Source organism: Streptomyces sp. NPDC006208 (assembly GCF_040613775.1).
Taxonomy (GTDB): Bacteria; Actinomycetota; Actinomycetes; order Streptomycetales; family Streptomycetaceae; genus Streptomyces.
The window spans coordinates 1-26,072 of the sequence record NZ_JBEXSW010000054.1; the positions used below are offsets into that span (position 1 = coordinate 1).

23 protein-coding genes and 5 pseudogenes are annotated in these 26,072 nt (G+C 68.0%); 14 read left to right on the forward strand and 14 right to left on the reverse strand.

Translation table 11 applies throughout. The features are described from left to right. Positions 1-147: 147 nt before the first annotated feature. The 6 genes from ABZ208_RS32920 to ABZ208_RS32945 all read left to right on the forward strand — a co-directional run bounded on the left by ABZ208_RS32920 (position 148) and on the right by ABZ208_RS32945 (position 6,405). Positions 148-771: a malonic semialdehyde reductase gene (locus ABZ208_RS32920; RefSeq protein ID WP_356913113.1), complete on the forward strand. Its 624-nt coding sequence runs from the start codon at positions 148-150 to the stop codon at positions 769-771. A 1,357-nt stretch (positions 772-2,128) separates the two neighbouring features. Beyond that, the gene (locus tag ABZ208_RS32925) at positions 2,129-2,359 is read left to right on the forward strand and encodes a hypothetical protein (protein ID WP_356913114.1); all 231 of its coding nucleotides are present in this window, start codon (positions 2,129-2,131) and stop codon (positions 2,357-2,359) included. A gap of 275 nt (positions 2,360-2,634) precedes the next feature. Next, positions 2,635-3,057: an SsgA family sporulation/cell division regulator gene (locus ABZ208_RS32930; protein WP_356913115.1), complete on the forward strand. Its 423-nt coding sequence runs from the start codon at positions 2,635-2,637 to the stop codon at positions 3,055-3,057. Between the two features lie 136 nt (positions 3,058-3,193). After that, entirely contained in the window at positions 3,194-3,901 is a 708-nt protein-coding gene (locus ABZ208_RS32935) for a hypothetical protein (RefSeq protein WP_356913116.1), read from the forward strand. Between the two features lie 152 nt (positions 3,902-4,053). Further along, complete coding sequence (locus ABZ208_RS32940) at positions 4,054-4,491, forward strand: hypothetical protein (protein ID WP_356913117.1); 438 nt, start codon at positions 4,054-4,056, stop codon at positions 4,489-4,491. 234 nt (positions 4,492-4,725) lie between these two features. Continuing rightward, the gene (locus tag ABZ208_RS32945) at positions 4,726-6,405 is read left to right on the forward strand and encodes a SpoIIE family protein phosphatase (RefSeq protein WP_356913118.1); all 1,680 of its coding nucleotides are present in this window, start codon (positions 4,726-4,728) and stop codon (positions 6,403-6,405) included. A 137-nt stretch (positions 6,406-6,542) separates the two neighbouring features. Here ABZ208_RS32945 and ABZ208_RS32950 read toward each other — a convergent pair whose 3' ends face one another. The 3 genes from ABZ208_RS32950 to ABZ208_RS32960 form a co-directional block, all read right to left on the reverse strand. Continuing rightward, positions 6,543-6,776, reverse strand: a complete 234-nt coding sequence (locus ABZ208_RS32950) for a hypothetical protein (RefSeq protein WP_356913153.1) — start codon at positions 6,774-6,776, stop codon at positions 6,543-6,545. Between the two features lie 897 nt (positions 6,777-7,673). Then, positions 7,674-8,216 carry a YrhB domain-containing protein gene (locus tag ABZ208_RS32955; protein ID WP_356913119.1) on the reverse strand — a complete coding sequence of 181 codons (543 nt, stop codon included), beginning with the start codon at positions 8,214-8,216 and terminating at the stop codon, positions 7,674-7,676. A gap of 378 nt (positions 8,217-8,594) precedes the next feature. Next, positions 8,595-9,392: a polysaccharide deacetylase family protein gene (locus tag ABZ208_RS32960; protein WP_356913120.1), complete on the reverse strand. Its 798-nt coding sequence runs from the start codon at positions 9,390-9,392 to the stop codon at positions 8,595-8,597. A gap of 316 nt (positions 9,393-9,708) precedes the next feature. Between ABZ208_RS32960 and ABZ208_RS32965 the strand changes: the two genes are divergently transcribed. From ABZ208_RS32965 to ABZ208_RS32980, 4 genes are all read left to right on the forward strand, one after another. Next, positions 9,709-10,131 carry a hypothetical protein gene (locus ABZ208_RS32965; protein ID WP_356913121.1) on the forward strand — a complete coding sequence of 141 codons (423 nt, stop codon included), beginning with the start codon at positions 9,709-9,711 and terminating at the stop codon, positions 10,129-10,131. A gap of 24 nt (positions 10,132-10,155) precedes the next feature. Further along, positions 10,156-10,584, forward strand: a complete 429-nt coding sequence (locus ABZ208_RS32970; protein ID WP_356913122.1) for a hypothetical protein — start codon at positions 10,156-10,158, stop codon at positions 10,582-10,584. A 656-nt stretch (positions 10,585-11,240) separates the two neighbouring features. Further along, positions 11,241-11,849, forward strand: coding sequence for a helix-turn-helix domain-containing protein (locus ABZ208_RS32975; protein WP_356913123.1), 609 nt, complete (start codon positions 11,241-11,243; stop codon positions 11,847-11,849). Then, positions 11,846-13,144: an MFS transporter gene (locus tag ABZ208_RS32980; RefSeq protein ID WP_356913124.1), complete on the forward strand. Its 1,299-nt coding sequence runs from the start codon at positions 11,846-11,848 to the stop codon at positions 13,142-13,144. The genes ABZ208_RS32975 and ABZ208_RS32980 overlap by 4 nt, the downstream gene beginning before the upstream one ends. A gap of 262 nt (positions 13,145-13,406) precedes the next feature. Here the strand turns inward: ABZ208_RS32980 and ABZ208_RS32985 are convergent, their stop codons facing one another. The 5 genes from ABZ208_RS32985 to ABZ208_RS33005 all read right to left on the reverse strand — a co-directional run bounded on the left by ABZ208_RS32985 (position 13,407) and on the right by ABZ208_RS33005 (position 16,085). Continuing rightward, entirely contained in the window at positions 13,407-13,643 is a 237-nt protein-coding gene (locus tag ABZ208_RS32985) for a hypothetical protein (RefSeq protein WP_356913125.1), read from the reverse strand. A 326-nt stretch (positions 13,644-13,969) separates the two neighbouring features. Further along, positions 13,970-14,269, reverse strand: a complete 300-nt coding sequence (locus tag ABZ208_RS32990; RefSeq protein ID WP_356913126.1) for a hypothetical protein — start codon at positions 14,267-14,269, stop codon at positions 13,970-13,972. 15 nt (positions 14,270-14,284) lie between these two features. Next, positions 14,285-14,707 (reverse strand): hypothetical protein, encoded by a 423-nt coding sequence (locus tag ABZ208_RS32995; RefSeq protein ID WP_356913127.1) that lies wholly within the window; start codon positions 14,705-14,707, stop codon positions 14,285-14,287. A gap of 254 nt (positions 14,708-14,961) precedes the next feature. Then, positions 14,962-15,372: a hypothetical protein gene (locus tag ABZ208_RS33000; RefSeq protein WP_356913128.1), complete on the reverse strand. Its 411-nt coding sequence runs from the start codon at positions 15,370-15,372 to the stop codon at positions 14,962-14,964. A gap of 125 nt (positions 15,373-15,497) precedes the next feature. Continuing rightward, positions 15,498-16,085: a hypothetical protein gene (locus tag ABZ208_RS33005; protein ID WP_356913129.1), complete on the reverse strand. Its 588-nt coding sequence runs from the start codon at positions 16,083-16,085 to the stop codon at positions 15,498-15,500. Between the two features lie 635 nt (positions 16,086-16,720). Between ABZ208_RS33005 and ABZ208_RS33010 the strand changes: the two are divergent. Beyond that, positions 16,721-17,023 (forward strand): annotated as a pseudogene (locus tag ABZ208_RS33010) (amino acid--tRNA ligase-related protein); the annotation flags it as partial. 60 nt (positions 17,024-17,083) lie between these two features. Here ABZ208_RS33010 and ABZ208_RS33015 read toward each other — a convergent pair. Next, positions 17,084-17,218 (reverse strand): hypothetical protein, encoded by a 135-nt coding sequence (locus tag ABZ208_RS33015; RefSeq protein WP_356913130.1) that lies wholly within the window; start codon positions 17,216-17,218, stop codon positions 17,084-17,086. 103 nt (positions 17,219-17,321) lie between these two features. Between ABZ208_RS33015 and ABZ208_RS33020 the strand changes: the two are divergent. Further along, a pseudogene (locus tag ABZ208_RS33020) lies at positions 17,322-17,645 on the forward strand (hypothetical protein); the annotation flags it as partial. 136 nt (positions 17,646-17,781) lie between these two features. After that, positions 17,782-18,068: pseudogene (locus ABZ208_RS33025) on the forward strand (DUF3043 domain-containing protein); the annotation flags it as partial. A 139-nt stretch (positions 18,069-18,207) separates the two neighbouring features. On the opposite strand, the gene ABZ208_RS33030 reads toward ABZ208_RS33025, so the two are convergent. From ABZ208_RS33030 to ABZ208_RS33050, 5 genes and pseudogenes are all read right to left on the reverse strand, one after another. Continuing rightward, a complete protein-coding gene (locus ABZ208_RS33030; RefSeq protein WP_356913151.1) occupies positions 18,208-19,983 on the reverse strand; it encodes an ABC transporter ATP-binding protein in 1,776 nt (591 codons plus the stop codon). Positions 19,984-20,487: 504 nt separating this feature from the next. Next, entirely contained in the window at positions 20,488-23,427 is a 2,940-nt protein-coding gene (locus ABZ208_RS33035; RefSeq protein ID WP_356913131.1) for a tetratricopeptide repeat protein, read from the reverse strand. 541 nt (positions 23,428-23,968) lie between these two features. After that, positions 23,969-24,397 carry a hypothetical protein gene (locus tag ABZ208_RS33040; protein WP_356913132.1) on the reverse strand — a complete coding sequence of 143 codons (429 nt, stop codon included), beginning with the start codon at positions 24,395-24,397 and terminating at the stop codon, positions 23,969-23,971. 12 nt (positions 24,398-24,409) lie between these two features. Further along, positions 24,410-24,814 (reverse strand): annotated as a pseudogene (locus ABZ208_RS33045) (DUF6745 domain-containing protein); the annotation flags it as partial. A 165-nt stretch (positions 24,815-24,979) separates the two neighbouring features. Further along, positions 24,980-25,429 (reverse strand): hypothetical protein, encoded by a 450-nt coding sequence (locus ABZ208_RS33050; RefSeq protein WP_356913133.1) that lies wholly within the window; start codon positions 25,427-25,429, stop codon positions 24,980-24,982. 90 nt (positions 25,430-25,519) lie between these two features. On the opposite strand from ABZ208_RS33050, the pseudogene ABZ208_RS33055 reads away from it, so the two are divergent. Next, a pseudogene (locus ABZ208_RS33055) lies at positions 25,520-25,693 on the forward strand (EamA family transporter); the annotation flags it as partial. Positions 25,694-26,072 lie beyond the last annotated feature (379 nt).

A 26,072-nucleotide genomic window follows, 5' to 3' on the forward strand; every position in this document is an offset into this window, starting at 1 on the left:
TGTGTTTGTTTTTTTGGGGGGTGCTCATGTGATGGGGAGCGGGGCCCCCGCCGGCCCCCCCACCCCCCCCCCCCCGCGGGGGGGGGGGGGGGCGCCACCCCCCCCCCCCACCACACCATCCGCACAACCGAAGTAAAGAGAGAAACCATGAGCACGACCGACCGCGAACCGCAGGCCCTCGATGTCCTTGACGACGCAGGGCGCAAGGTGCTGTTCACCGAGGCCCGCACCGCGAACACCTTTGCCGAGGTGGCCGTTGCCGACGACGAACTCGCCATGATCTGGGAACTCGCCCGCTGGTCGCCGAGCGCCGCAAACGGTCAGCCTCTGCGTGTGCTCTTCGTGCGCACCCGCGAGGGCAAGGAGCGACTGGCGGAGCATCTCGACGAGGGCAACAGGGCCAAGACGCTCAGTGCGCCGGCCGTGGCGATCCTGGCGTACGACGTCGACTTCCACGAGCAGATGCCGACAGTCTTCCCGGCCCGCGGCGACATGCTGCGAGCGGCGTTCGCCGACCAGATCCAGACGCGCGAGAGCCTTGCCGCCTACAACTCGGCACTGCAGACCGGGGTCTTCCTGCTCGCGGTGCGCGCAGCGGGGCTGGCGGCCGGTCCCATGGCGGGCTTCGACCGGGCCGGCGTGGACAAGGAGTTCTTCGCCGGTACCAGCTGGCGCTCGCATCTGGTGGTCAACATCGGCCACCCCGGTGCCGACCCGTGGTTCCCGCGGCTGCCCCGCGTGCCCATCGAGGACGCCGTCGCCTGGGCCTGACGGCACTGCCGCCGCCTTTTCGCGCGGAATCTGACGTCCGAGCAGCTCGAGAGTGGTCGGCGTAGAGGTGAGAGGGGCCATGCCGTGGGCGCCGGTGCTCTCCTGAGTACCGGCGCCCAGTTCGCCTCTGCCTGAGGTGGCTGTGATGGCCCCCCGGCCGCCGACCACAAGTGCTTCGCGTGCGTGAATCCGCTACGGGCGCAGAGCAAGCGCCATCGTGTTCTGCAGCCTCTTCTCGACCGCGCCGGCGCGGATTCCGTCGGCCTGGCCGGCACCGGCTCCGAGGCAGTCTTCGAGCTCTTCGTGCACGACGTCGCGCTCGCGTTCCCGTACGCCCGCTCGCTCGGCATGCCGGACCGTTCGAAGGCAAGGTCATCGCCGTTCCCTTATCTGCGGCAGATCGTCGAGGACGACCCCGACACGTCATCAACGAGACGAGGGCGACGCCCTGACCCCCGGCGGCAACACCTACACACAGATCCACATGAACAAGATGCGGTTCCGCGGCCGCCGGCTGGTCCTGCTCCGAGACCTGTGGAACCCCATGAAGGTCTACGAGGCCACCAGCGGCGCCTGAGTCGGCACCGTCACCCCCTGAACCACCCGACCGCGGTGTCGGCTTCGCAGCGGGCGGCGAAGCCGACACCGAAGTCAATTGCTCGTTGCCGTCCTCTGCTGTCTCTTCGGCGCCCTTACGGCCCCGCTGGGGATGCCGCAACCACACGGCGGCCGCGCCACCGGGTTCGATCACGCGAGCGCCGTCGCCAACACACGGGTACCGAGACTCACCGTCGCCTACTCCTATGGCCGCAGCCGGGTCTCGCTCGCCGGCGACGCCGTCCATAGATGCCCCCACCACTGGCTGCCGTCGCCGCGGCTCGCCGCGGTGCTCCAGCGCTGGAACTCCCGGCCTCCTGCGTGCCTACGAACGGGAGCGGCGGCCCGTGTCCCTGTCAACCGCACGTCGCCCGACACAGCGTCGTGCGGGGGGAAAGCCGCCTACCGGACCGCCGTGCCCAGCGAACGGTGGCTCGGGGGTGCTGCGGGACGGATTCACCCAGTTGCGCTTCGCCGACCCCGACGTCGCACCCGCCGCCGAACGTGGCGTGCCCCCTAGTACGACGGAACTTCCCACTAGCATTTCCATACGTTGTATGGTTAACTCGAAGAGTGGTTCCATACGCCATATGGAACCTTGGGCCTTGCTGGACCAGCAAACTCTCGCGCTCGGCGACGCGATACAGGGCCAACCGAGCCACATGGAGCGGCAACGCCGTTGCATTCGCGCAGCGCCCCACACCAAGCGACAGGAGCTCCGTCGCGCTGGCGGATTGCTCTCTGGCCCGAAGGGGAACCCGTGAGTAACTTCAAGGAGCGCGTGTGTGTCACCATCGCCTCCACGGCCGTGGCAGGCGGAGCCGTTGTCGGTGCCGGGGGTGCCGCGTCGGCTGCAACGTCGACTTCTGGGCATGCCCAGCGCCCGACCGTCAATGTCGAGGCCGACGACCGTCACTCGGGCCGCGTCGGCGAGCACAGCTGGGACCGTGATGACGGCCACCGCCGGGACCAGGGCACCACCTCCTCGTGAGGCGGTCATTGTGGGGACCGCGAGGGCGGGAGCCACACCAACCACGACCGGTGGGGCAGTGGCTGCTGACACGAACGTGGCTCTCGTCCGGCAACCGAGGTTGCCTGCATCCCTGTGATGCCCCCGGCCGTCAGCGGTGGCTTCGTCAGCTCCTGCCGACCGGTCGGACACCTGGCCACGGCACGAGATGTAGCTCCTGTGAGCGCTCTCGTGCCGTCCGCCACCGGTCCCGCCGCAGCCGTCCCCGTATGGCTCGAGGCACCGGGAGCGAATCCATGAAGTCAATGAGAACCGTGATACAGGGTCTACCTGTACAGCTTGTCGTCTCGCAGGAGATGTCCCGGTCCATGTGCATGAGGCTGCGGTACGAGCCCAGTGATCCCTATGCCGTTCGTGTCGCGTTCACCGCGGACGGAAGCGACGAGGCGGTGGAATGGATCATCGGACGCGATCTGCTGATCGATGGCCTGAAAGGCCCCGTCGGCGAGAGAGACGTTCAGATATGGCCAGCTAGCGAGCGCGACCGCGGTGCTGTGTACATCGTCCTCAAACCACCCGACGGTGTGGCGTTGCTCGAAGCTACGGCGCAGGACATCAAGAGGTTCTTGCACGAGACGGAGGCACTCGTGCCCAGAGGATACGAGTCCGAGCGCATCGACTCGGACGCGCTGCTGAGGCACCTCCTCGCCGAAGGCTGAGGTTCTCCTGCCCGGAACCAGGCTCTCGCTGCGATTGCAGCAAACGTGCAGTTGCAGGCCGAGACGCCCTGACCAGCCGCCGTTGCCCCATGGGCGTCGTTTAGCGTGCCCACCCTGAGGCTGGCACACTGAATTTGTGCTTCCGCTGATGGCCGCTGCTGATCAGAATGCGTCCTCATCGCTTTCTGCTGCCAGCATTGTGTCGGTCAGTGCATTGGTCTTCACCGTTGCCTCATTCTGGTGGATCAACGCCAGACAGGGGCGCCTGGAGACATGGGAGCCTCATTCCTTTGCAGCGATTTGCCGCGGCTCCACGGTTCGCCTGCGGCTTCCGCTCGTCTTTCACAACACCGGTGCCAAGCCGATAGTCGTGCACGACCTCATGCTGAGCTTCCCCGATGAGCCCGCCTCTCATCTGCCACTCCTGTGGAAGTCTTCACCATCCCGTCTCCAACCCGGGCCGGACGAGGAACCGAAGTTGCCGGCCGGATTCGTTGTGGCCGGCAGAGAAGCGCAACAACTCTTCATCGAGTTCGAGGCACCGTTTTCTGGGTTGGTTCCGGAGGCCCGTGACTACAAGGTCCGAATCCAAGTGAGGGTTGGCCACCGCAAGGGTTGGCGCTCGCTTCTGACGTTCACCTTGAGGACCACCAACATCATCCATCCCGACCGGTACACCGTCTACAACAACGTCCCTGTCGAACTGACGAAGGAAGACCAAAAGAAGGCTGACGCTGCGCTCCAGGAGCTGTTGCAGGGGTATGAGAAGGGTTCTTCCGCCAAGGGCGAGCCCAAACGGCGAGACCCTTCGAACGACGAGGGCAACGCCGGTACGGACCTGTAGATCCGGAAGGTGGTCGTGAACTCGGCAAGGGCGGACGCGTTGGCGCACTGCCCGTACGGCACGTCGTGACGGCGTTGCGCCCGTCCGGTGCCGCCGCCGACAGGTGCCCAGTCGCGGTTGCTCTCTGCGCCCATGCCAGGCGCCGGCGATTCATGGCGTTGCCGAAGGACGCGCATCCCCTGCTTGTCTCCCAGCACACCCACCGGCCGCAGGCTCCCCAGGTGTGCGGCACTCTGCTGCCCCGTCAAAGAGCACGCTCCCGAGCGGCCGGCGCCGACGGGTCGTCCCCCGTGTCAGCGTTCAGCGTCCTCCACCGCCTGCTCGAGGCCGCGCAATGCCTCGTCGAGGCCATGGCCGATCTGCTCGCCATCCGCCTGCTCGGTAGGAAGCTCCACGGTGAGGCGGCAGGTATCGGCGGTCTCGCCTGGGCCCACGTGCAGCCGCCCGTGACAGTCGTGCGGCCCCGGCGCACCCACTCCAGGCTCCTGCCGTCCTCGACCACTGTCGGCCACGCCTCACTGATCGCGTCCTGTTCCGGCGCATCGGCGGGTTCGATGTGGGCGGTGACGGTGACTTTGCCGCCGTCGTGAGGGCGCGCCGCGGCATGTAGGAATGCAGATGCTGCGCATCGGACAGATAAGCAAAGAGCCGGTCCGAGGGCACGTGCACGGTGATGCTGTCACTGAGTAACCCATAGGGCCCGCCGGGGCCAGGGAGGGCCGCGGAGGCTGTGGGCAGGGCAGGGCTGGCGCAAGAGCGGAGGTGCGGAAGAAGTGGTCGCGCAACGTGGTGGTAGGGCGGGACACGGGGAGCATGATGCTGACTTGCAACTGGGGCTCGGCAGCTGGCTGGCAGGGCTCAAGGCCGGCGCGTACGCGGTGGACGCCGACGGCGCCGTCGTCGCGGTGAACAGCGAGGCCGAGGCGTTGCTGGCTCGCAACGCCGAGGACCTGCTGGGCCGGGATGCGCATGATGTCCTCCACCGGGACGGCAATGGGATGACCATTCCCAGGAGCCAGTGCGCGATGATGGACGCTTTCGTCGCCCGACGCACCCGGCAGGAGGATCTGGGCTACTTCGAGCGCGGTGACGGGACGTTGTTGGCGATGTCCTGGCTGACGGCCCCCTTGCGCATCAGTGCCGACGAAGTGGGCGCCCTGGTGGTCTTCCACGAGCGCGATTCCGCCGAGCCGTCGCTGCAGGGCCCGGCCCTCGGCATTGAGCTGTCGGAGCTGGAACGTCTGGCTCTGTTGGCCGAGACCACGACCCAGCTCACCTCCACTCTGGATGTCGACGAGGCGCTGGACCGTCTGGTTCGGCTGGTCGTTCCTCTGCTGGCGGACTGGGCGGTCGTCGACCTGATCAGCGACAACGACGAGGTCTGGCGCACCGCGGTCGCGCACGAGGAGGGCGGCCGCCTGGTGCGCCGCAAGGACTTGGAGGGAGCCATGCCGCCGGTTCCCCAGGCCTCTCCCCAACCGCTGTCCCGGGCGCTGCGGGGAGCGGGGTCCACCCTGGCGACGCCCGAGACGTACCACGGCCCGCCCGACTCCGGCATTGCAGTCGAACAGCGCAGGCTGTTCGACGGCACGCACATGCACTCTGCGGTCATCGCGCCCATCCGCGGCCTCCGAGAGGTCCTCGGGGCTCTGACCCTCGGCAGATCCGACCGCCCAGAATCGTTCACCGGCGCTGACATCCCGCTGCTGGAAGACATCGCTCGCCGCGCCGGCCTGGCACTCGACAACGCACGTCTCTACCAGCGCCAGCGCAAGGTCGCCGAGACCATGCAGCGTCACCTGCTGCCCCAGATGCCCCGTGTACCGGGCCTCGAGATGGCCGCCCGCTACCTGCCGGCGCCCCACGCGTCCCAGGTCGGTGGCGACTGGTACGACGCCTTCTACCTTCCTGACCAGGCCCTCGCCCTGGTCATCGGCGACGTCGTCGGGCACGACCTGGACGCAGCGGCCGACATGGCCCAGCTCCGCAACATCCTGCGGGCCTATGCCTGGTCGCACCAGGAACCGCCCAGCGTCGTGGTCAGCCAGGTCGACGACGCCGTTCCCCGCATCTCCGAGGTCGAGATGGCCACCATGATCCTCGGCCGTCTGGAGAGGGACGGCACGGGGCAGTGGACGCTGCGCTGGACGAATGCCGGCCACCCGCCGCCTCTGCTGGTCACGTACGACGGTCAGAGCCGCTACCTCACGGACGGGCACGGCCTCCTTCTCGGTACCCACGTCAGCAATCCCCGCGAGGATGCAACGGTCGTCCTGCCGCCGCTGTCCACTCTGGTGCTCTACACCGACGGCCTGATCGAATCGCCCGGCCGCTCTCTCGACGACGGCCTGGAGAGGCTGCGCCGGAATGCCGCCTCTCTGGCCCACCGGCCCCTGGAGGGCTTCACCGATCTCCTTATGGAAAGAGCGCGTCCCGAAGACAACGACGACGACGTCGCCCTCCTGGTCGTGCGCGTTCCTTCGAAGGACGGGCCGCCCACCTGACCCCGCGCCAGTGGGGGATACCTCGCAGGCCCGGTTGTCTGTAAGCACTTGTTTTGGGACCAGAGTTCCGAGACCGCGGTTTGTGAGTCTTTGGTCCAGGGCGCCTATGCGATGCGGGAGATCGTGAACGCGATCCTTCACCAGCGCCGGACCGGCTGCCAGTAGGCCGGGCCGTGGCCCACTTGAGGGCCGTCCACGTCCTCCCGCAGCCGCCGCTTCTCCCGCCGCAGCGCGGCCACCTCCTCGCGTTCGCTGCTGGTCAGCCCGACGCGCTCGCCTGCGTCGACCTCGGCCTGGCTGACCCACAACCGCACCGCGGTCTCGGTCAGGTCACAGTCCTTGGCGACCTGACCGACCGAGCGGGTCACCACGTCGGCACAGCTCGACGATCTCGGCCTTGAACTCCGGTGCGAACGAACGGCGCGGCCGAGGCTTCTTATGAACCAGAGCCGACTGCTCCGCGGACGTACCGGATGTGAGCACCCGCCGGTACAACAGCGGGAGCGCCTGCGCATCATCGGCGCTGATCTGCCCCGGCAACGCGTCGCGCCACTTCGCAGGCACGTCCACAAGGTCCTCGGGCTCCCGCAGGTCATCCAATAAGGCCACAACCTCAACGGGATGGGCCAGGAACCAATCCGGAACGCCGGGCTCGGACGTGCACGAACAACGTCCTCGTCCACCGGACCAAGGCTGCGCAGCCCTGCGACCAACTCGGCCCGAGTCGCATCCGCGCCGTCCAGGTCAAGCTCGAACTCCATCACCGAAATGATCACCCCTGAGCACGGTGGCGCAGCCGTTGCACTGCACTGCACTGCACTCCAGCTCCGGCCCTACGCGCAGCACAGCGCGCGGACTTGCGCGGATTCTGCCGGGGCTCACTCAGCGGGACCACTTCGCGCCAGGCGTCCCGCCGACTGGACTGCGCCACCAGGCGCAGGCCGGTTGACCTCAAAGCCCCAACTCCGCCACCAGTCGGGCCACCCTCCTGACGATCGGAGACACACAGTTGGCTGGACGGCCATCATCACCGCCCCTGGGGCTGGGGAATGTCGGTGAGAGGTAGGAGCGCCCGAGGGGCCTCCAGGGAGGATCAGACCGAATGCGGGCCGTAGCGATCAGCCGCTGTGACCTCTGGTGCGGGCCCGGCCGGCAGCGCGCGTCTTGCCGGCCGACGAACCGAAGGTCGCGATGCACGTCTGCCTGCGGTGCGGCACGAGTACGGCCTCTGACCGGTTCTGTAGCCGTCCGGCCGTGCAGTCGGACGGCTACAGAACCGGGCCGGCCAGTGTCTCGATCGGGCCCGGGTGCCAGGGATCGGGCTCGCGGGTGAGACTCGCCAGCTCCTCGGGCGGTTCACTCCCGTCCCTGACGATCGTCACGTATGCCTTCGCCTCCTGCAGGCTTATCCGCGGGGCCTGCTTGCGCAGGTGCTGCATGGCGGCGGCGGTCCCGACGGAGTCCGCAAGGTGGCGGACGGCCGCGGCGAGCAGGTCGGGCGTCCAGAAGCCCTTGACCTGCCAGAGGTAGAGCTCCTCCCAGTCGTCGGTCCAGTCGGTGCCGGGGACGAAGTGGATGCTCCCGTCGCCCCGGTCGACCAGGTAGGGGCCGCCGAGGAGGTTCGTGGGCCGATCAGGGCTGCGGGCGTACTCCGCCGAGCTCCAGTAGCAGAGCCATCCGACCGACCGCTCCTCGACGTGGTAGACGGCCAGGTTCGGGATCAACCGCGCCCACGCCCAGGTCGGCCGCTCCCGCGCCAGCAGGGACTCGACCAGCTCGACCGCCCGTTCCTTGGAAATCACACTCCCCATCTTTCATCCCGGGGCAACCGGATGCGGCACGGGTCTGATTGTGCTGGCAGCCAGGAGCCGTGGGCAGCCGCCGAATCAGGCCGAAGGGGCGCCAGCAGGCCGAGAACAGCCGCGACGGGTGACCCTGAGCCGGCCGGACGCAGTGCTGCTGCCCGCCGCGGCGCGCCGCCTGGTGGCTGGGCCGACGAGGGCACCATCGGTCGTAGACGGTGTGGGGGTGCACCACACGGGTATTCGGACGACGTTTGACGGCGGATCACCAGCGCATCGGTTGCCCTCGTTGATGCGCTGGAGTCCGGTTCGGATTGCCGGTCCATCAGGGCCCACGCCGTGACGTGGCAGTGAGGCAGGATGAGATGGTGGGCCGATTTGCCGGTCTCATCGCACCGGAAAACCGAAGCTGTACCCCTGCTGCCGGAGCCACGGCAGGACCTGGCGCAGAGCAGCAACTGTCTGGCTGCGATCTCCGCCCGCGTCGTGGAACAAAATGGTGGGACCGTTGGAGATCTCCTTCTTGACGGTCTCCACCATCGCGGCCGCTCCTGGTTGCTTGAAGTCTTTGGAGTCCACATTCCATCCCAGCGGTCGCATTCCGTGCGAGGCGGCGACCTGACGGCTGTAGGGAGTGAAGGCGCCGCCCGGAGCACGGTAGTAGAGCGGCTTGACGCCCCCTGAGGCCACGGTGATCATCTGTGCCGCGTCCAGGATCTCCTGGGACTGGCGGGCACGTGACGCGGTGCCCATCGTCGTGTCGTGCGAGACGGAGTGGTCACACAGCCGGTGTCCGTCCGCGACCACGGCCTTGACCAGGTCGGGGTGCGCCTCGGCCTGCGTTCCGACCATGCAGAAGGTCGCCTTGACGCCGTTGTCCTTGAGAACGGCGAGGACTTGAGGCGTCCAAGTCGGGTCCGGACCATCGTCGATCGTGATGTTGACGCCCTTGGCACCCATCTCGGATGCGTGCGCGATGTCCATGCTGACGACGGGGGCGGGAAGCTGGGGGTCTGGAACGGAGGTCTGGCTCACGATCGGCTTCGGCTTCGCAGGCGCGGCCGACTCGGTCGCGGGAGGGGCGGCCTGGGTCGTCCACGCCGCTGCCAGGGCGGCGACCCCCGCCACGCCGATGGCCGCCGCCACTATGCGCCCGTTCATCCCCAGGCTTCGATGCCGCCCCATGTCCGTTCTCCGCTCTCCCCTGCGCCTGACTTGCACCCGGGAGGACGGGAGCGACGGCGTGACGGATCCGCTTGTTACCGATCCCGAACATTCCCGTGGGCGGGGCCACCCCTCGCGGCGTCGGCAAAGAGGATCGCCCGCCCGGTTCCTGCGCTTGCGGAAGCGCCGTTACCGCAGCTTGTACGGTGCGATGCCGTCGCGGTGGAACCCGCGACGCTCGTCCAGGGCACTTCGGGGCGTGGATGACGCCGCTTCAGCGGGAGGCAGCGCCGCGTGCGGTGTTGCGGCCCTTGGCAACCGCTGTCACACAGTGCACTTGTCGCACCAGCGATGGCCGACCGTCCACCTGCACACCACCAAGGACTGGAGACCGAGTGTCGCCCTCATCCCCCTGCAACTCATTGTCTTCTCAGCGCCCGAGAACGAGCGCGCCGCCGTCATGGACGTCATCAGCGGCCATGGTCTGACACCGGACTGGGGCATCTCCCACGCGCACCCCAACAGCCGTGCACTCCGCCTGGGAGAGTGCTACAGCACGCGTCACGCTCCCCTGGGCACATCCAGCAAGGACGGGACGCTGTACCGATCCAACGGCACGGGCACCGGGCTGCTGAAGGAACGCGTGAAGGTCTTCTCCGGCTGGGGCGCGCAGCTCAACGCCCGTGCCAAGCCATGGACATGGAGCAGACCTACCCCTCCCACCCGACGACTGCACCGCCGATCTGTGTACTCCCTTTGAGGAATCCAGCACTAGGTTGCCCCCATGGCCGACTTCAAGGACTTCAACTTCAAGCTCATCGTCGTCGAGCAGTTGATGTACACCGACGAGAGGCTGACGCCTCGGTTTCACCTCGCCGACCTCCTGCGGGAGAAGGGGCTCGGCGACGATCCCTGGGAGTACGCCTACCAGCACGGACTGGCGTACAAGGTGGTTCCGGAGGCTCGCAGACACTTCGAGTCGCTGGAGATCAGCGACGAACTCCTGGCCACCGTCGAAGAGCTGGTCATGGACGGCGGAAACGAGGTGTACACGGAGTGCTCGCCGATCTGGGACGGCGAGGACGACCTGTACGACGTCGCCTCACTCGATGACCTGGCGCTGCTCCCGAACCTCCGCCGCGTAGTCGGCTCGGAGTTCCTGGGTCCGGATTTGCAGGACACCCTCCGCACCCGCGGCATCATCGCCGACTAGCCAGGAGCCCGACCATAACAGGCACTGCCCACCTCCCGGGGCGCCGTCCGCCCGGTCCCCCCGGGGCGCCCGCGGGCCGTGTTCTCCGGCAGCATGGTGAGCTTCACGGGCGCTCATGGTGCGGCGCCGTTCGGAGTGGTGCCGACGGGCGGGCCGGTTCCGGACGGGGACGTGGCGCCACACGGGTGGGCGGTGTAGCCGCAGGTGGCGGGGTCGGTCAGCTGCTGCCGGGCCAGCCCGGCGAGTGGACGCGGACGATGACGACTGTGTGCTCGAACCCCTAGCTGACGCCAACGGGCGTCGGCCGACGGCTCGGACAAGTGCGGGCACGAGAACGTCCTCCACCCACGCGATCAAGGCGCGCAGTTCGTCGGGAAGGTCGAGCCGCAGGATGAGGGGCGGGTACTGCCACTGGCCTTCCTCATGGGCCCCGTCGGTGGTCTCCCCGCCAGCCTCCGCCTCCGCCTCCGCCTCCGTCTCGGCGTCGGCCAAGGCGCCTCGCCCGGGTCGGTGTTGGTGCCTCGGTGAGGGTCTTGACCTGGGCGGTCAGGGCCGAGAAGTCGATCGGTTGTCCGGGACCTCTTTGCGACGGCCCTCCGGGTGCCAGCAGATGTGAGACTTGACTCTCACAATATGTGAGAGGAAACTCTCACGTCATGGATTCTGGTAATCGTCTGGGCGATGTCGAGATCACTGATCCGCGGGCGATGCGGGCGTTGGCGCATCCGGTGCGGCTGGCGATCCTCGAACGCCTTCAGCGGTACGGGCCGGCGACGGCGACGCAACTGGCGCCTGACGTGGGAGCGTCCCCGTCGGTGACGAGCTGGCATCTGCGGCATCTGGCGGGCTTCGGGCTGGTCCGAGATGCCGAGCCCGGCCCGGACCGTCGCCGGCGGCGGTGGGAGGCGGTGGCGCGGGGCTTCCGGTTCGAGGTGCCGGAGGATCCGGACGACGAGGAGGGCAGGTCGGCTGCGCGGGTCCTGTCCCGGGAGATGTTCCTGCGGTCGGCAGACCTGTCGAACCGGTGGGCTGCCGAGGCCGAGCCCGAGCTCGATCCGGTGTGGCGGCGGCTTGCGGGGTTGGCCAACACCCGCGTCGTCGTCTCTGCCGAGGAACTTGCAGCGATCGAGGACGCGATCGAACGCGTTCTCGCGCCCTATGTGACGCGTGGCGAGGCCGCGCGGCCGGCCGACGGCCGTGGCGTCCGGCTGCTGCGCTACGTCCTGCCGGAGGGTGCCAAGGAGCAGACCGACGGGACGTCATGAGCGCCACGGACCAGGCTTTACCGGTGTCGCTGTGGCGTGATCGGCGGTTCCGGCGTTTCTGGGCCGGTCAATCGATTTCGCAGTTCGGCGACCGGATCACCGAACTGGCCCTGCCACTTATCGCGGTGGGGGCGCTGCACGCTTCGGCCAATCAGGTGGCGTGGCTGACCGCGCTCATCTGGACCCCGAACCTGCTCGCGATCGTCCTCGGTGCCTGGGTCGACCACCGCGTCCACAAGCGGCGCCTGATGGTTCTCGCCGACCTGGTGCGCGCCGCGGTACTGCTCTCCGTCCCGGCTGCCTGTCTGCTGGGGGCGGTGACGCTGAGTCAGTTGTATGCCGTGGCGTTGCTGACCGGCGCCGCAGGGGTGCTGTTCAACACCGCCTATCCGCCGTTCTTCGCCCACCTGGTGCCTCGATCGTCCTACGTCGACGCGAACAGCAAGCTCAGTGCCGGCCGTTCCGCGTCATACGTCGCCGGCCCGGCGATCGGTGGTGTGCTGGTCCAGGCGTTGACCGCTCCCGTCGCCGTCGTCGTCGACGCCCTGACGTTCCTGGCGTCCGCGGTTCTGGTCGGTCGGGTTTCGATCGACGAACCGCCGGCCGCCCATGACCAAGTGGCACCCCCGCTGCTGCGGCGTGCCAGGGAGGGACTGGTGTTCGTCGTCCGTCACCCGGTGCTGCGGGCGAGCCTCGGGTGCGCGGCGACCGTCAACTTCTTCACCTTTGTCGCGGGCAGCGGACTGATCGTGCTGTTCGCCAGCCGGAACCTCGGACTGACCGCGGGAGTCATCGGCATGGCGTTCGGGATCGGCGCCACCGGCTCGCTTCTTGGCGCGGTGATCGCCCCGAAGGTCTCGCGAAGACTCGGCGTGGGCCGCAGCATCGTCGTGGGTGCTGTGTTGTTCCCTGCACCGGTCGCCATCGCCGCTGCTGCGGGCGGCCCCCTCTGGGCTCGCGCCGGAGCCTTGGCCGCGGTCCTCTCCGGCGTCGGCGTCATGCTGTTCGACGTCAACCTCAACTCCCTTCAGGCGGACGTGATCCCCGATGGCATGCGCAGCCGAGTCGCCGGCGCGTACAGCACGATCAATTACGGCTTACGCCCTGTGGGTGCCGTCCTCGGCGGCCTCCTCGCCACCCTCATCGGCCTCCGGGTGACCCTCCTCATCGCTGCCGTCGGCGGAGCGCTGTCGCTGCTGCCCTCGCCAATACCACGCACCCACTCCCTGACTCCCGACAATCCGGTGGTTCCGGACAGCGACACGGACTCGGACGCGCGACCATTGCCTTGCTGACCCGCCGCGGAACCATCCAAGTCCGAGCGGAGACTTCCTGAACCCGACGGCTGGCACATGCGTGCCAGGCCGCGGTCGCCCGGTGCAGCCAGTTCGGGCGGCCCCGTGGCATCGCCCTTGTGGATCGGATCCGTTATCCGGTGCGAGGGCGGGGCCAAGATTCTCATTCAGATCATGTCCCGAAGATCGCTGTCTGGGTCCGGAGAAATCGTTCCCGTGGGGCCAACGGACTCGTTCGAAGCCAAGCACGGGAGCGCGCGGGTCAGCTATTCGCCTCGAGCAGGAACTCTGTGAAGAGTTGCTGGTGAGCACCGGTGGTGTCGTTCATCAGCCGCACCACTCGGGTCCGATCGGCTGTGGTGGAGACGCCGAGCAGCATCTCCACCACCAGGGCTCCGGAGTCATCAGTGCCGACCAATCCTATACTCGCCGTTTCTTCGTCCTCACCTCGGGAACTGATCGCATATTCGAGGCGGGCGGAGTCGTAGCCGAGATACATCGTCGGACATTCTTCCGGCGCCCGCTTCACTGTGCCCAGGACGTCTGAATGGTCTCCGGTCCTATCCATGACGAGTAGGTAGGAGCGATCAGTCCTGTGCCTGAATCCCCGCCGGACGGCGCCTTTCGAGCTGTCGTTCATCGACTTGAATAGCGGCTGGCACTGTCGAGGGGACACCATCCCTGTCCGGGATTCCGCGCCTTCCAGGAGTGGCTCTTCGACCCAGCCGGATGATTCCATTCTCTCGTCGAAAGTGGACGGGGCTGCCGGGGCGCAGGAAATGCACAGAGATGTGCCGAGAATCACGGCGAAGAATTTCGCTGGAATCACGTGAGATCCATGTACTCGTAGAGTTCCGGAAATCCGCGTGCCACGGCATCAATGATTTCCGAAACTTGCAGTTCTCCCCTCGTCTCGTCCTGGAGGAGTGCCTCAAGCTCCGGGCTCAGCATGACCATCTGCGGAGAGGCGGATTCTCCGGCACTGAACCCGCGAGCGTCATCCGCAGAAGTGATCTTGATGAGAATGTATGCCAGGCCTGCATCGAACGGGGTGCAGACACTTCCGGACCGCGAGCGCGTGATCTCCTGAGCAGCAATCAAGAGATCACGCGCTGCAGACGACATCGGGCGCACGGTCGTCTAACTTCCTGTCAGGTACCGGGTGGGTGAGTAGTAAGTGGGCAATGTCCATATATTTCCATGTTGCCCGAAGTGGGTTCCCTTGGTGCGGTAGAGGTGCGCACCGGCGACCTTCGTGGTGCTGTCATACACGTGGATGAAAACGCCACCGCTGGCCGACGTGCTGCCGGTGTGATAGCTGACGGCCTCCGCCCCGCGATCTCTCCACGACGTTCCGCTGAGGTACTGAATCTGCGCTGTCGTGTTGGCATCGTCCAGTCGGTCCGAGCATTGCACCTGTGTGAAGCCGGCCACCTTTGTCGTGTCCAGCGAGTACGGCGTTCCGACCTCCTTTTTCCATCCGCACGTGATCGGGTGTGGCACTGCCTCATCGTCGGCGACTGCCGGTGCAGCCGCTGCGCCCCCGGCCAGCACAGCGGTCATGGAGAGGGCTAACGTACGCAATCTGTTCACTCAAGCCTCCGCGAGTGGATCTCGTGATGAGATGAACCCAGTTTGCACGGCAAAGCGGGCGGTACCAGACCGGAAATCAACCGTAGCTTCCCGTTGCGGAATTCGATACCTCTACTTCTGCAAACCCGCGGTGTGACGGAGGAGGGTGGGTGAAACGTTGAACCTGCTACCACAAAACGAGGCACCTTAATTGGCCATGGTGCCTCGTTTGCCGAGCTGAGTAGTCATGCTGCGGTGTGACCGTCGCCAGGAGATAGTACGGTCGCGAACATGTCCGCGCACCGCTCGGCGAGCTCTTCCACCGTCCCGGTCGCGTGGAAGAACCCGCGGTTGGATGTCTCGTCGAGGTTGAAGAGCTGGTCGCAGACTCTGCCGGCCCGCACGTGTGTTCCGTAGAAGTGCACGGCCCATTCACCGAGCGAAACGGGTTGCTCGTGGTCGCTGAGAGACACCCAGACCAGCAGCGACGACTCGTCTTCGGGGCGACCGACGCTGCTGTGGGCCGATGGCACGCACCAGGAGGCGGCTCGGGTCTGCAGGGCCGCGACGAAGGCGAGTTCGCCCGCGTCGAAGCCCCAGGGCTCCTCGTCGTCCTCTCGCGGGTCCGCGATCTCGAACCACCGGTCGTACTCCACGGGAGGACTCCAGAACCCCACCACGGAAGTTGTGCCAGAGCCTGAGTTGGGCTCTGGCACAACTTCCGTGGTCACGCTACTGCGGGTGATCTCCGCCAGGAGACCAGCGGGACCGAAGATGGATCTCAGGAACAGACGATGGGGCAGCCACGCCGGATCGAGTGCTGGGCAGCGCGCAGGAACAGTGCAACGTAGAAGGCCCTGTCCAGGTCATCACTCCACAGTCCCGGTCGAGGGCCGGCCACTTCCTTCGTCCCTCCGTCCCTGAACCACATGCTCAGGTCGAGGTTGTCGCATGTCGCTGGGGTCTCGGGCGGCAGATCGATGGCTGCCGCCAGCTTCTCCGCGAGCGGTAGCACCTGGGGAGCGCCGGCGACCATGGTCGACTCGCAGTAGCCGGATTCGATGGGCAACCAGATCTTCTCGTCGAGCGAAAAGGGCACGAGCACGGTCCATCCGTAAACGGTCTCCGATTCCTCCTGTGAGAGGTGTGCCTGGCACAACGCGAGGAACCCGGTCATGGGCCGGGCCAGCTTCTCCTCGAAAGCTTGCCCTGAGCCAGGTGCGAAGTCCGTCTCCGCGGGGACGTCCTCATACGGCGGCAGGCCCCGCCGCCTCAGCTCAGCGTTGAGGGCTGAGGCGACTTCGCCCCACCCGTCTTCCTCGTCATCGAACCAATCCTCCGCGCCAACGCTCACCAGGTACACGCCCATGTGGGGAAGCTACAGTCCGCGACTGACATCGATCAGGGAGCCAGCAGGACCCGCTTGCGCAGGAGAGTGAAACCGGCGCGTCCCGGAGCTCGCGATCCCTCGGTCGCGCTGCTTGATCTCCTCCCACACGCGGCCGAGGGCGTTCCCGGCGGCTGATGGAGGCGTCTTCAAGGACTCGCCGCAGGGGCTTGTCATTCCGTGCCGGGTGCGTGTCGGGACGTTGTCTTGTTCCCCGTCCGTCCTCGACCGCGTGAGCGTCGTGCCACCGGTCGGCGTACTCGTGCCTTTGGATCCAGCGGACCGAAGGTCGCGTGGGGCAGGCCGATTCCCGGCCTCTGGGGGCGTGCGTGAGGCGGTCTTGGAGCCTTGTTTGATCGCGAGGGTGGTTGCGCTGTCCGAATCCTTCCGGGCAACGCGCTGACGGAGACGAGTAGCCAGGGATCACGCGAGCCGAGAGAATCGCCGGGAAACTGGGAAGGCGGTTTCGCGCCCCGTGGTGAAGACCCTCCTGAGCGCGGGGAGGAACGACCCTCTGGTGGCCCTATGCCCCGCCGGCCGGCCCCCGTCACCGGGCCCGAATGAGGCCGTCACCTGGCGGCGGCGAAAGTGCGGTGGTACCGCGAGTTGCCCCCTCCTATCACATGCGGCCGACTGACGACCCGAGTGTGACGTTGGGCTTCGACCTGCTGCGGCAGGGGCTGGAGGTCACCACCGGCGCCCAGCGCGAGCACCGTTGCGACGTACTGCTGAAGCAGGCCGCCGAGAAGGGCATGAGCCCCGAGCCGTTGCAGGACTACTTGAACGCATTCCGGTACGGGTGCCCGCCGCATGTCGGGCCGGGCATGGGCCTGGGGCGGGTGCTGATGGTGATGCTCGGTCTGGACTCCATCCGCGAGGCCACGTTCCTCTTCCGCGGGCCGAACCGGCTCACCCCGTAACCGGCCACGGGGTTGCGTCCCACGACACGGGCCCAGTGCCTCGTGTCGTGGGACGCGGTCTCAGTAGCGGACATTGCGCAGGTCATGCGTCCACGCCTTGCCAGGGTTCTTGTCCCAGTAGGCGCGCAGGGCCAGCTCCCGCTCACAGAAGCGGCCCTGATGGCACAGGCCGCCGTGGGAGAGCGTCACGCTCATGGCAAGCGCCGACTCCGGTGGTGACCCAGCGGGGTGTCAGCGCGTGACTCCACAGGTGCCGCAGAACCTCGACGGTCTGGCCGCCGCGGTGGAGGCCGCCCTGAAGAGCAGGACCCTCACCGTCACCGGAAAGCTCTCGCGCGCGAACTGGGACACCCACGCATACGCGGGATACACGGGCCAACCGGGCAAGCTGCAGTTCCGGCCGAAGGCGAGCACGACCTACAGCACGTTCAAGAGCCTCACGACCAGCAGCACCGGTACCCTCACCACCACCGTGAAGGCCTCGGCCGACGGCTACTGGCGCTACACCTTCGCGGGAACCACCACGACGCCGGCGGCCACCGCCACAGGGGACTTTGTCGACGTCAAGCAGTTCGCAGCAACCGCGCGTGACCCCGAACCTGCTCAGGGGGCGGGTTGGTAGACGACGGTGGTGGGGCTCGCCAAGCCACGTTCACGACGGGGTGGTCATACAGGTCGCGGGGACATCGGCCGTTCTCCCAGTGCTCGGGCACGGCGTGCCGGGTGGCCGCGCAGAACCGCGCAGTAGTCGGCGTTGATTGTCGGGAACGTGTCTATGTGGAATTCCTCCACCCACAAGGGCCCGCGACCCGGAGGCCCCGAAGGGCCGCCCCGACGCCCAAGCGGAGTGAGGCCCAGACCCACGCCGCCGTGCCTCCAGCGCGCCGGCCGACCGCAAGGAGGCGGTGAAGCGCCAGCGGGAGGCCCGCCGCACGGATCTGGCCAGGCAGCGCGACGCTCTCGCCAGTGGCGACGAGCGCTATCTGCCGCCCGTGACAAGGGACCGGTCCGCCGGTTCGTGCGCGACTTCGTCGACTTGCAGTTTTCGTAGGGGGTAGCGGGGCACGCCCCGGGACGCACCGGGTCCGCCCGGCTGGCTCCCGGGCATCCGGGACCGCGGGTCCCAGGCGTCCCCGCCCTCCAGCCGTCGTCCCCAGGGGGCCTGGCCTGCGTTGCGCATCCGATCAGGGCGCCGACGCCAGGAACTGAGTCGCCGCCAGCTCCCCATACAGCGGATCCGCCGCCACCAGCTCGCCGTGCGTGCCCACCGCCCGCACCTTCCCCGCGTCCATCACCACGATCTGGTCCGCCAGCGTCACCGTCGACAGCCGGTGCGCCACCACCAGCACCGTCACATCCCGGGCCACCTCCGCGACCACATCGCGCAGCGCCATCTCATTGACCGCGTCCAGTTGCGAGGTCGCCTCGTCCAGGAGGAGCAGCCGTGGCCGCCGCAGCAGCGCACGGGCGATCGCGACCCGCTGCCGCTCGCCGCCCGAGAGTTTGGAGCCCCGGTGCCCGACCACCGTCTCCAGGCCGTCCGGCAGCCGCTCCACGACCGCGTCGAGCCTGGCGCGTACGAGCACCTCCCGGATCTGTTCCTCGCTCGCGTCCGGCGCGGCAAAGACCAGGTTCTCCCGCACTGTCCCTGCCAGCACCGGAGCGTCCTGCTCGACATAGCCGATCGCGGCGCGCAGATCGGCCAGCGGCCAGTTCCGTACGTCCTTGCCGTCGACGAGGATCCGTCCGCCACTCGCCTCGTAGAACCGCTCGATCAGCCCGAAGACGGTCGTTTTGCCTGCCCCGGACGGGCCGACGAAGGCCGTCATCCCGGCGCCGAGAACCTCGAAGGAGACTCCGTGATGGACATACGGAAGATCGTCGCGGTAGCGGAAGGTGACGTCCTCGAAAACCACCGACGCCGGACCCGTGCCCGCCTCCCCCCGCAGCCTCGTCAGCGTCTCCGTTTCCAGCCGCTCCGCTTCCACGATCCGCGCGATCGCCGCCGAGCCCACCTGGTACTGCGAGGCCGCCTCCACGAGCCTCGACACCGGGTCGATCAGATAGAAGAGGAAGAGCAGAAAGGCCACCAGCGTGGATACGGAAATCGCGCCGGAGGCGACCCGCGCCCCGCCGATCCCCAGCACCGCCAGGAACGACACCTGTACGGCCAGGCCCACCGACGACCAGGCCGCCGACTGCCACTTCGCGGACCGTATGCCGTGCCGCCACGCCTCCCGCGCCGCCCTCGACACGACTGCGGTCTCGCGCTCCTCGGCCCCCGATGCCTTGACCGTACGGAAGGCCCCGAAGGCCCTCTCCAGCACGGTGGAGATCTCGCCGACCGCCTCCTGCGAGCGCTGCGTCGCCTGCGCGATCTTCGGCATCAGCAGCCCGACACAGCCGCCGACCAACACGATCACGCCCAGCGTCACACCGAGCAGCACCGGGTCCATCAGGCCCATCATCACGATCGTGGCGACGAAGGCGAGTCCGCCTGTCGCCGCCGAGACGATCGACTGGGTGGTCACCGCACGCAGCAGAGTGGTGTCGGAGGTGACCCGGGACATCAGATCGCCGGGCTGGGTCCGCTCCACCTCCGGCAGCCGCAGCCGCAGCAGCCGCCCGATCAGGCTGCGGCGGGCGGCCAGCACCACGGACTCGGCGGTGCGCTCCAGGATGTACGCGCCGACTGCCTCGATCGCGGTGCCGAACACCACCAGCGCGGTGAGCAGCGCCAGGATCCCGGTGATGGACTGATCGTCGCCGAGCCGGTCGACCAGGGTCTTGGCGGCGAGCGGCTGGGCAAGACCGGTGACTGTGCCGACAAGAGTCAGGGCGGCGCCGAGAGCGACGACCCAGCGGTGTGGGCGGAAATGCGCGTACAACGCCCGCCATGTCTCCCGGACGGGCAGTCTGACGGTCGGCTTGTCGAGGCCAGTGCCGTCTGCGGGCTCTATGGTCACTGCGGACTGTGTGGTGTCTGTGGCGTCTGCGGTTTTCGCGGAGGTTTCTGCGGTGGTCACCTCAGCGAAGACGCGAAAACCCCCTGAACACCTGAGCGGTTGCCCGAATCGGCTCAGCCGCGTACGCCGCACAGATGCAACAGGGCCGCGCGTCCGCAAGGAACGACCGCACCCCGGCGCCCAGTTGCTCCACCGACGCCGACGGACCACGGCTGACCTGCTTTCGCCACCAACACCACAGGGACGGCGATCGCCCCCCTCGAACTGCGCCCCTCGCCATCGGCAAGCCCATCAGCCTGCGCGGCCCCAATCAGCCCGCGCCGCGCCCGTGGTCCCAGGGGTTGCCGGACGCGGCTGGGCAGAAGGCGGCGATTCAGCCGCGTACGGCGCTCAGCCGGTCGGCGCTCCGGTCAGCGAGGCTGAGCCAGTCGTGTCTGGGGGCCCACATTGGTGCAGCCGACGGGACTGCCCCCGTACAGGACGGAGCGCGGCCCCGTTCTACGGGGCGATCTCCTGCCGCACACGTTCCGCCCGCTCGAGGTCGGGGTGCCCCGCTGCGTAGCGTGCCGCATAGATGGAAACCGCCCTGTCGATGTCCGCCACGGCGCCCTCCTGGTCTCCCGCGGCACGCCGGGTCAGGGAGCGCTCGACCGCTGCATCGGCCCCATAGGGGTGTCCGCTGCCCATGCACCGTTCGAACATGGCGACGGCCCGGCTCAGCACTGACTCCGACTCCTCGTAGCGGCCCTGGTCGCGCAGTAGCGCACCCAGCTTCGTCAAACTGCCCGCGACATCCGGGTGGTCCTGGAACTCCTCCTCACGCACCGCGACAACCCGCCGCAGCAGTCCGTAGGCCTCCTCCAGGCGTCCCGAGCGACGCAGGACCTCGGCAAGATGACCGTCGACGTCGATCACGTCACGGTGGTTCTCCCCGTAGTCGGCTCCGTAGTCGGCGATCAACAGGCTGCGCGCGGTGCGCAGTTCGTGCTCCGCCACGTCGAGATCGTCCAGTTCCCGGCTGATGATGCCGAGATGCTTGTGGCAGGTAGCCATGTCGATGGCCGGCGTGTCAGGCAGCGCCGAACGAACCTCGAGCCCCTCACGGTAGGCATCGGCGGCCTCACGGAGACGGCCGCGCCGCCACAGTGCGTCGCCGTACGTCGCCCACGCCTCCGCGACGAGAGGATGCCGCTCGCTGTCCGACTGCAGCAGGTGCTCCAGTACCTCACCGGCGAGCTGCTCGGCCTGCTCGAATGCGGTCAACTCCCTGAGGACGCGGCTCAGATGGAGTCGCAGCCTGCCCACGAAGTGGTCCTGCTCGCCGAGTTCGCCGACCGCCGCCGCGATGGCCTGCTCGGTAACCCGGCGCGCATCCGCCAGTTCTGCCTGGTGGTAGTAGACGCGGCCGAGCGCGGCGAGCACCATGGCGCTCGCCAGCCGGTCTGGTTCCGCCCGCGACGACTCCACATCGAGGGCCTGTTCCAGCAGCCCCCTTGCCGGACCGTGTTCGCCCCGCAGGTGCAGATAGCGTCCCGCACGCAGCAGCAGGGATCCCAGTACGGCCGGGCAGCGCTCCCGCAGCAGCGGGTAGTGCGCCGCGCGGGACTCGGCGAGCTCCAGAACGTGTGGCATGATGCGCCGGCACGTCACCCAGGACGCCGGACTCAGAGGCTCCGTGGGGAACGCCGCGCTCACCAGCATCAGCGCCGAACAGACCGCCCAGCGCTGCTCCTCGGGACCGGTCATCCGGCTGAGCACATACTCCTGGGCTAGGCGATGGATGGTGATGCGGTCCTCCGTGGCGTCGACCAGCGACAGCCTGACCAGGACTGCCACTGCGCGGTCGTACTCGGCGCCCGTGGCGGGCAATCCCCCTCGCTCCTCACCCAGGACGCCGATGTGACCGGAAATCAGGTCTCTCGGAATGTCGTCCGGCGCCAGAAAGGAGAAGACGGAGAGTAATGCCCCCACATGCGGGTTTTCGTCGTTGGCTTGGTCGAAGCTGACGTTCCAGGAAGTGGCCATGGCCGAGGCATACCAATCCGTGTCGGCTGCTGATGACGTGTGGCGCGGTCCCTCACCCAGAAGAGCTCGGTAGCCTGCCAGGGACGCACGGCGCTCCTCCACATAGGCGCCGACGTGCTCCAGGGCAAAGGGAAGACCGCCGAGCCGGGCGGTGACGTCCCGCGCGGCGTCGCGGTCGGACTCCCGAGTGCGTTTGAGGAGAAAGGCCTCTCCGTCGTCCAGATCGAAGGCCTTGAGGGGCACCCGGGTCACGCCCAGTGATCCCCAGTTGGGGTTGCGCGAGGTGATCAGTACGTCGCCGTTCGACGCCCGGGGCCAGATCGTGGAGACATCTGGGGGCTGTTCGACATTGTCGTAGACAAGGAGCCAACGGCTCCGCCCGCGCAGAGCGGTCCAGAGGCGGGAGAGCATCACTGTAAGGTCGGGAACCTCCTCCGCACCGAGCGCCCGGGCGAGTTCGGAGAGCTGGCCACTCAGCGACACCTGACGCTCGGCGTTGACCCGCCACACCACGTCGTAGTGGCTGGCGAAGCGATGCCCGAACTCCAACGCTGTCTGCGTCTTGCCGACGCCCGGCAGACCCACAAGACCACCGGCGTCGGGCCGGGGCCCGCCGTCATCGGAGAGCAGGCACCGCGACAAGATGGCCAGGGCTTCGTCACGGTCCGTGAAGTGTGGATTACGCGGCGGAAAATTGGTGATGGCCGCACCCCACGCGGGATAGCTGAGCCCGGTGGCAAGGAGTGCCACATCCGCCACCGCGTCCCCGGGGCGCAGTCCCACCCGGTGAAGTCGCGTCACCAGCGTGGACGCGGCCACATCTGGTTCCCCGGACGACAGGTCCAGGCAGGCGTCGTGAGGCAGCGCCTCCAGCGGATTCAAGGTCCCCGTCTGCCCATCGCCCCACAGATCGAGCGATCCAAAGCGGATCCAGCCGATCGGCTCGCCCTCCTCATGAGCGGCGACCAGCTGGTTCACCCAGTCGGCGTAGCGGGAGAGATCCTGGGGCGGGATCTCGGGGAGCAGGACAAGGGCGCTGTCGGCGCCGTCAAGCAGCTGCTGTGCGGCTCGCTCCAGGCCTTCGCCCTGCGGCGGCAGCCCGCTTCGTCGCAGGACGGTGAATCCCGCGCGGACCAGTACCGTCGCCGTCCAGTCCGCCCAGGTCCGCTCACCCGGCGGGTAGCAGAGGGCTACGGTCTGCTGCGCTGGCGGAACGTCTCGGACGCCGTGCGGATCGTCAGCGCGACCGGCGTTCGCTGCGCCACCATCGGTCACGGCGGCAGCACCGACATAGGTGATGCAGGCCGTCAGGCCTGTCGCGACCACCTGTGACAGGGACGGGCTGCTGGCGAATCCCTCACCGACGCTGGCGTAGGAGGCGACGGCACCGCCGAGCGCGATGACCAGGGGCATAGCGAAGCGGACCAACCAGTTACGCGCGTCCGCATGCGATCGCGGAGTGACGGTGTCACCCCCGGGCGGCGCCAAGGGCGGGGATGCAGGGTCGAGGTCATCGGCACCGGGGTTGGGGAGGACGGACATCAGATCGGCCGGTCTTCCGTGGAGCCGATGACGGCAGAGCGCATGCTCACCCCTCGCTTTGCTCAACTACCGCCGAGCTTATGCGATTTGCCCTTGGACCGCACCGTGCGCCCGGTCGCGACCTCGCCACCGCCCACATGCCGGGCTGGTCATCTGTCGCCTTCACACAGGAGCTCGGCGCGATCGGACAACTGCGGCCAGCTCCGCGCGCTCGGCGACCAGCTTCGGCACCCTCCAGCGCAGTTCGGTGCCGGACAGCTACCGTCACGACGACGAAGACCTGGACTGCACCGTTCAGCACTCGCCAAGGGTGCCCGTCGGGAGGGCTCGAAGTACGGGATCGCTCCTCGGGGGCTGTGGAAGCGGGACGGTTCTGACACTGGCACCACGACGAGCGCGGGGCGGCTCACGGTCAATCGATGACGAGCCGCTTGTCGTGGGCCTGTTCGGTCTGGCGGCGCACGAGGTAGGTGCCGGAGGCATGGCCCATGGCTCCGTGTTCGGGATGCAGTACGTAGGCCGTGGCACCTTCGTGGACGGTGAAGCAGCCGACGTCGGCGCCGTTGGTGTCGATCGGTGTCCAGGTGACCGGGCCGTCGGCCACGAGGAGATGGACGTGGCCACCTTCGCCTGAGGTCACCAGGGCGATTCCGGTGGCGGGGACCGGCTGGCCGCCCTGCGGCGGCTCGAAACCGATGAGGCCGACCGGGATGAGTCCGACGTCACCCTGGCGCTGGAGGCCCGAGGACACAGGGATGGCCGCCTGCCGGTCGAGGTGTTCGAGGACGTCGACGCCCGCGAGTGCGGTGACGTCTTGGAGCGTGGGCTGCTGCTTGGCCATGGACTCTCCGTTTCAGGTGGCACGGGACAGAGTGAGGTACTGCTCGCGGGTCAGACCGAGGAGGCCGGCTGCCGCGCTGACGGGGTCTGGGGTTTGGGCGGGCACGGTGAGCCCGTAGGAGCGGCGAGTGCCGTCGCGCTCGGGTGTGCCATTGGTGCACAGCAGGACGCGTACGGGGACGTTGTAGATCGCGGTGGGAAGGTCGTACAGGGTGAGCCGTTGTCCCGGGTTGCCCGGGTCGGGCGCGCTGTCCCCGACCTGCCGAAGGCCTGCCGCGGTGATGAATTCCGGCCAGCCCATTCTCTCGATCGCGCAGCGGCGCACCTCGGTATTGGGCTCCCGCAGGATCCGGTCGGTGTCCCAGTCGCCCCGGATCAGGGAAGCGGGGACCCTCGTGCCGTGCCAGACATGGACGGCCCAGCCGTCGGGCTACACCGCCGCCGGTCCGTCGGGGCAGTGGGGCCGCCCTTGTGCATCCCGCCGCATCGGGACGGGGGGTGAGGATCGCGTAGTCGCGGAAGGCCCACCACCATCCGGCGTGCAGTGCGACCTGCTGCTCACCGTGCACGGCGGCCATGCCGGTCACGCCGATGCGTTCCATGGCGTCAGCCCGCGCATGGGGCGCCACACTCCAGTGGGCCAGGGGGTCCCGCGCCACCAGAGCCGGGGCAGCCTGACCGGAACCTTCCTGGCAGTGCCGCACACGCCTGCCTGGGCGGCCACCAGGGCAGTCAGTTCGGCGTGGACGCGCGGCAGCACCTCCAGGTCGAGCCGGGCTGGCGGATCGCCGTTCTGGATCAGTTCCTCGAAGGCTCCGAGGTGCTGCGCGTTCACCTGGCTCTGCATGTGCTGGTGTGTCAGCCGCCGCCAACCGCTCTGCCACAGCTCCGGCGCAAGCACCGCCTCGTCCACCCGCTCCTTGACCGCATCGGTCACCTGCGCCTCGATCCGGGAGTCGATCCCGGGCCAGATCAGACCTCGGACGTCGGCAGGCAGCTGCCCGCGCAGCCGGCGACGGAACTGGGCATGCACCCGGGCAGGCAGACCTCCGGTGACCTGGGCGATGACGGTGGGGAGGATCGCCTGCCCGATCACACCGGCCCAAGGGCTAGCGGCGGTGGTGGCCTGTTCTTCCCGCTGCTGTTCGTCGCCGCCGAACGGCTCCCCGGCGGGGTGGCCGCCACGCGGAGTGCGGCGCAGCCACTGGTCGTGGCGGTCCTGGCCGTGACGGCGCTTCACCAGAGCCCGTCGGCCTGGTGCTTCGCGTGGGGGATCGCGGGCATCGTGGGTGTCGGGCATGATGGACAGCGTCTTTCACGCGAGCGTGGCGATGTCGGCGGCCTTGCCCTTCCTGATCGCCTGGCAGAGACCCTTGACATCGCGATGCGCCCCGGCCTGGTCGACCTTTTGGCCGTCGCCGCAGAGCTGTCTCAACCTGTCGACGCGGACAACGAACGCCAGGTGCTGCTACTCGGCGACGACTGCAATCACCCGGAACGCGAATGGTGCAGGGCTGCGTTCGCCGCACACGCCTCCGCGCTGCGCGCGTTGCTGGAGGACGAGACCCCTTCCGGATGGACTGATCAGCACAGACGACCGCGAGTGCCTGCTCAAGGCTGCGGAACCGCAGCGAGACCCCTCCTGAACACCGCAGGCCAGCCACTTGTGAGGCCCG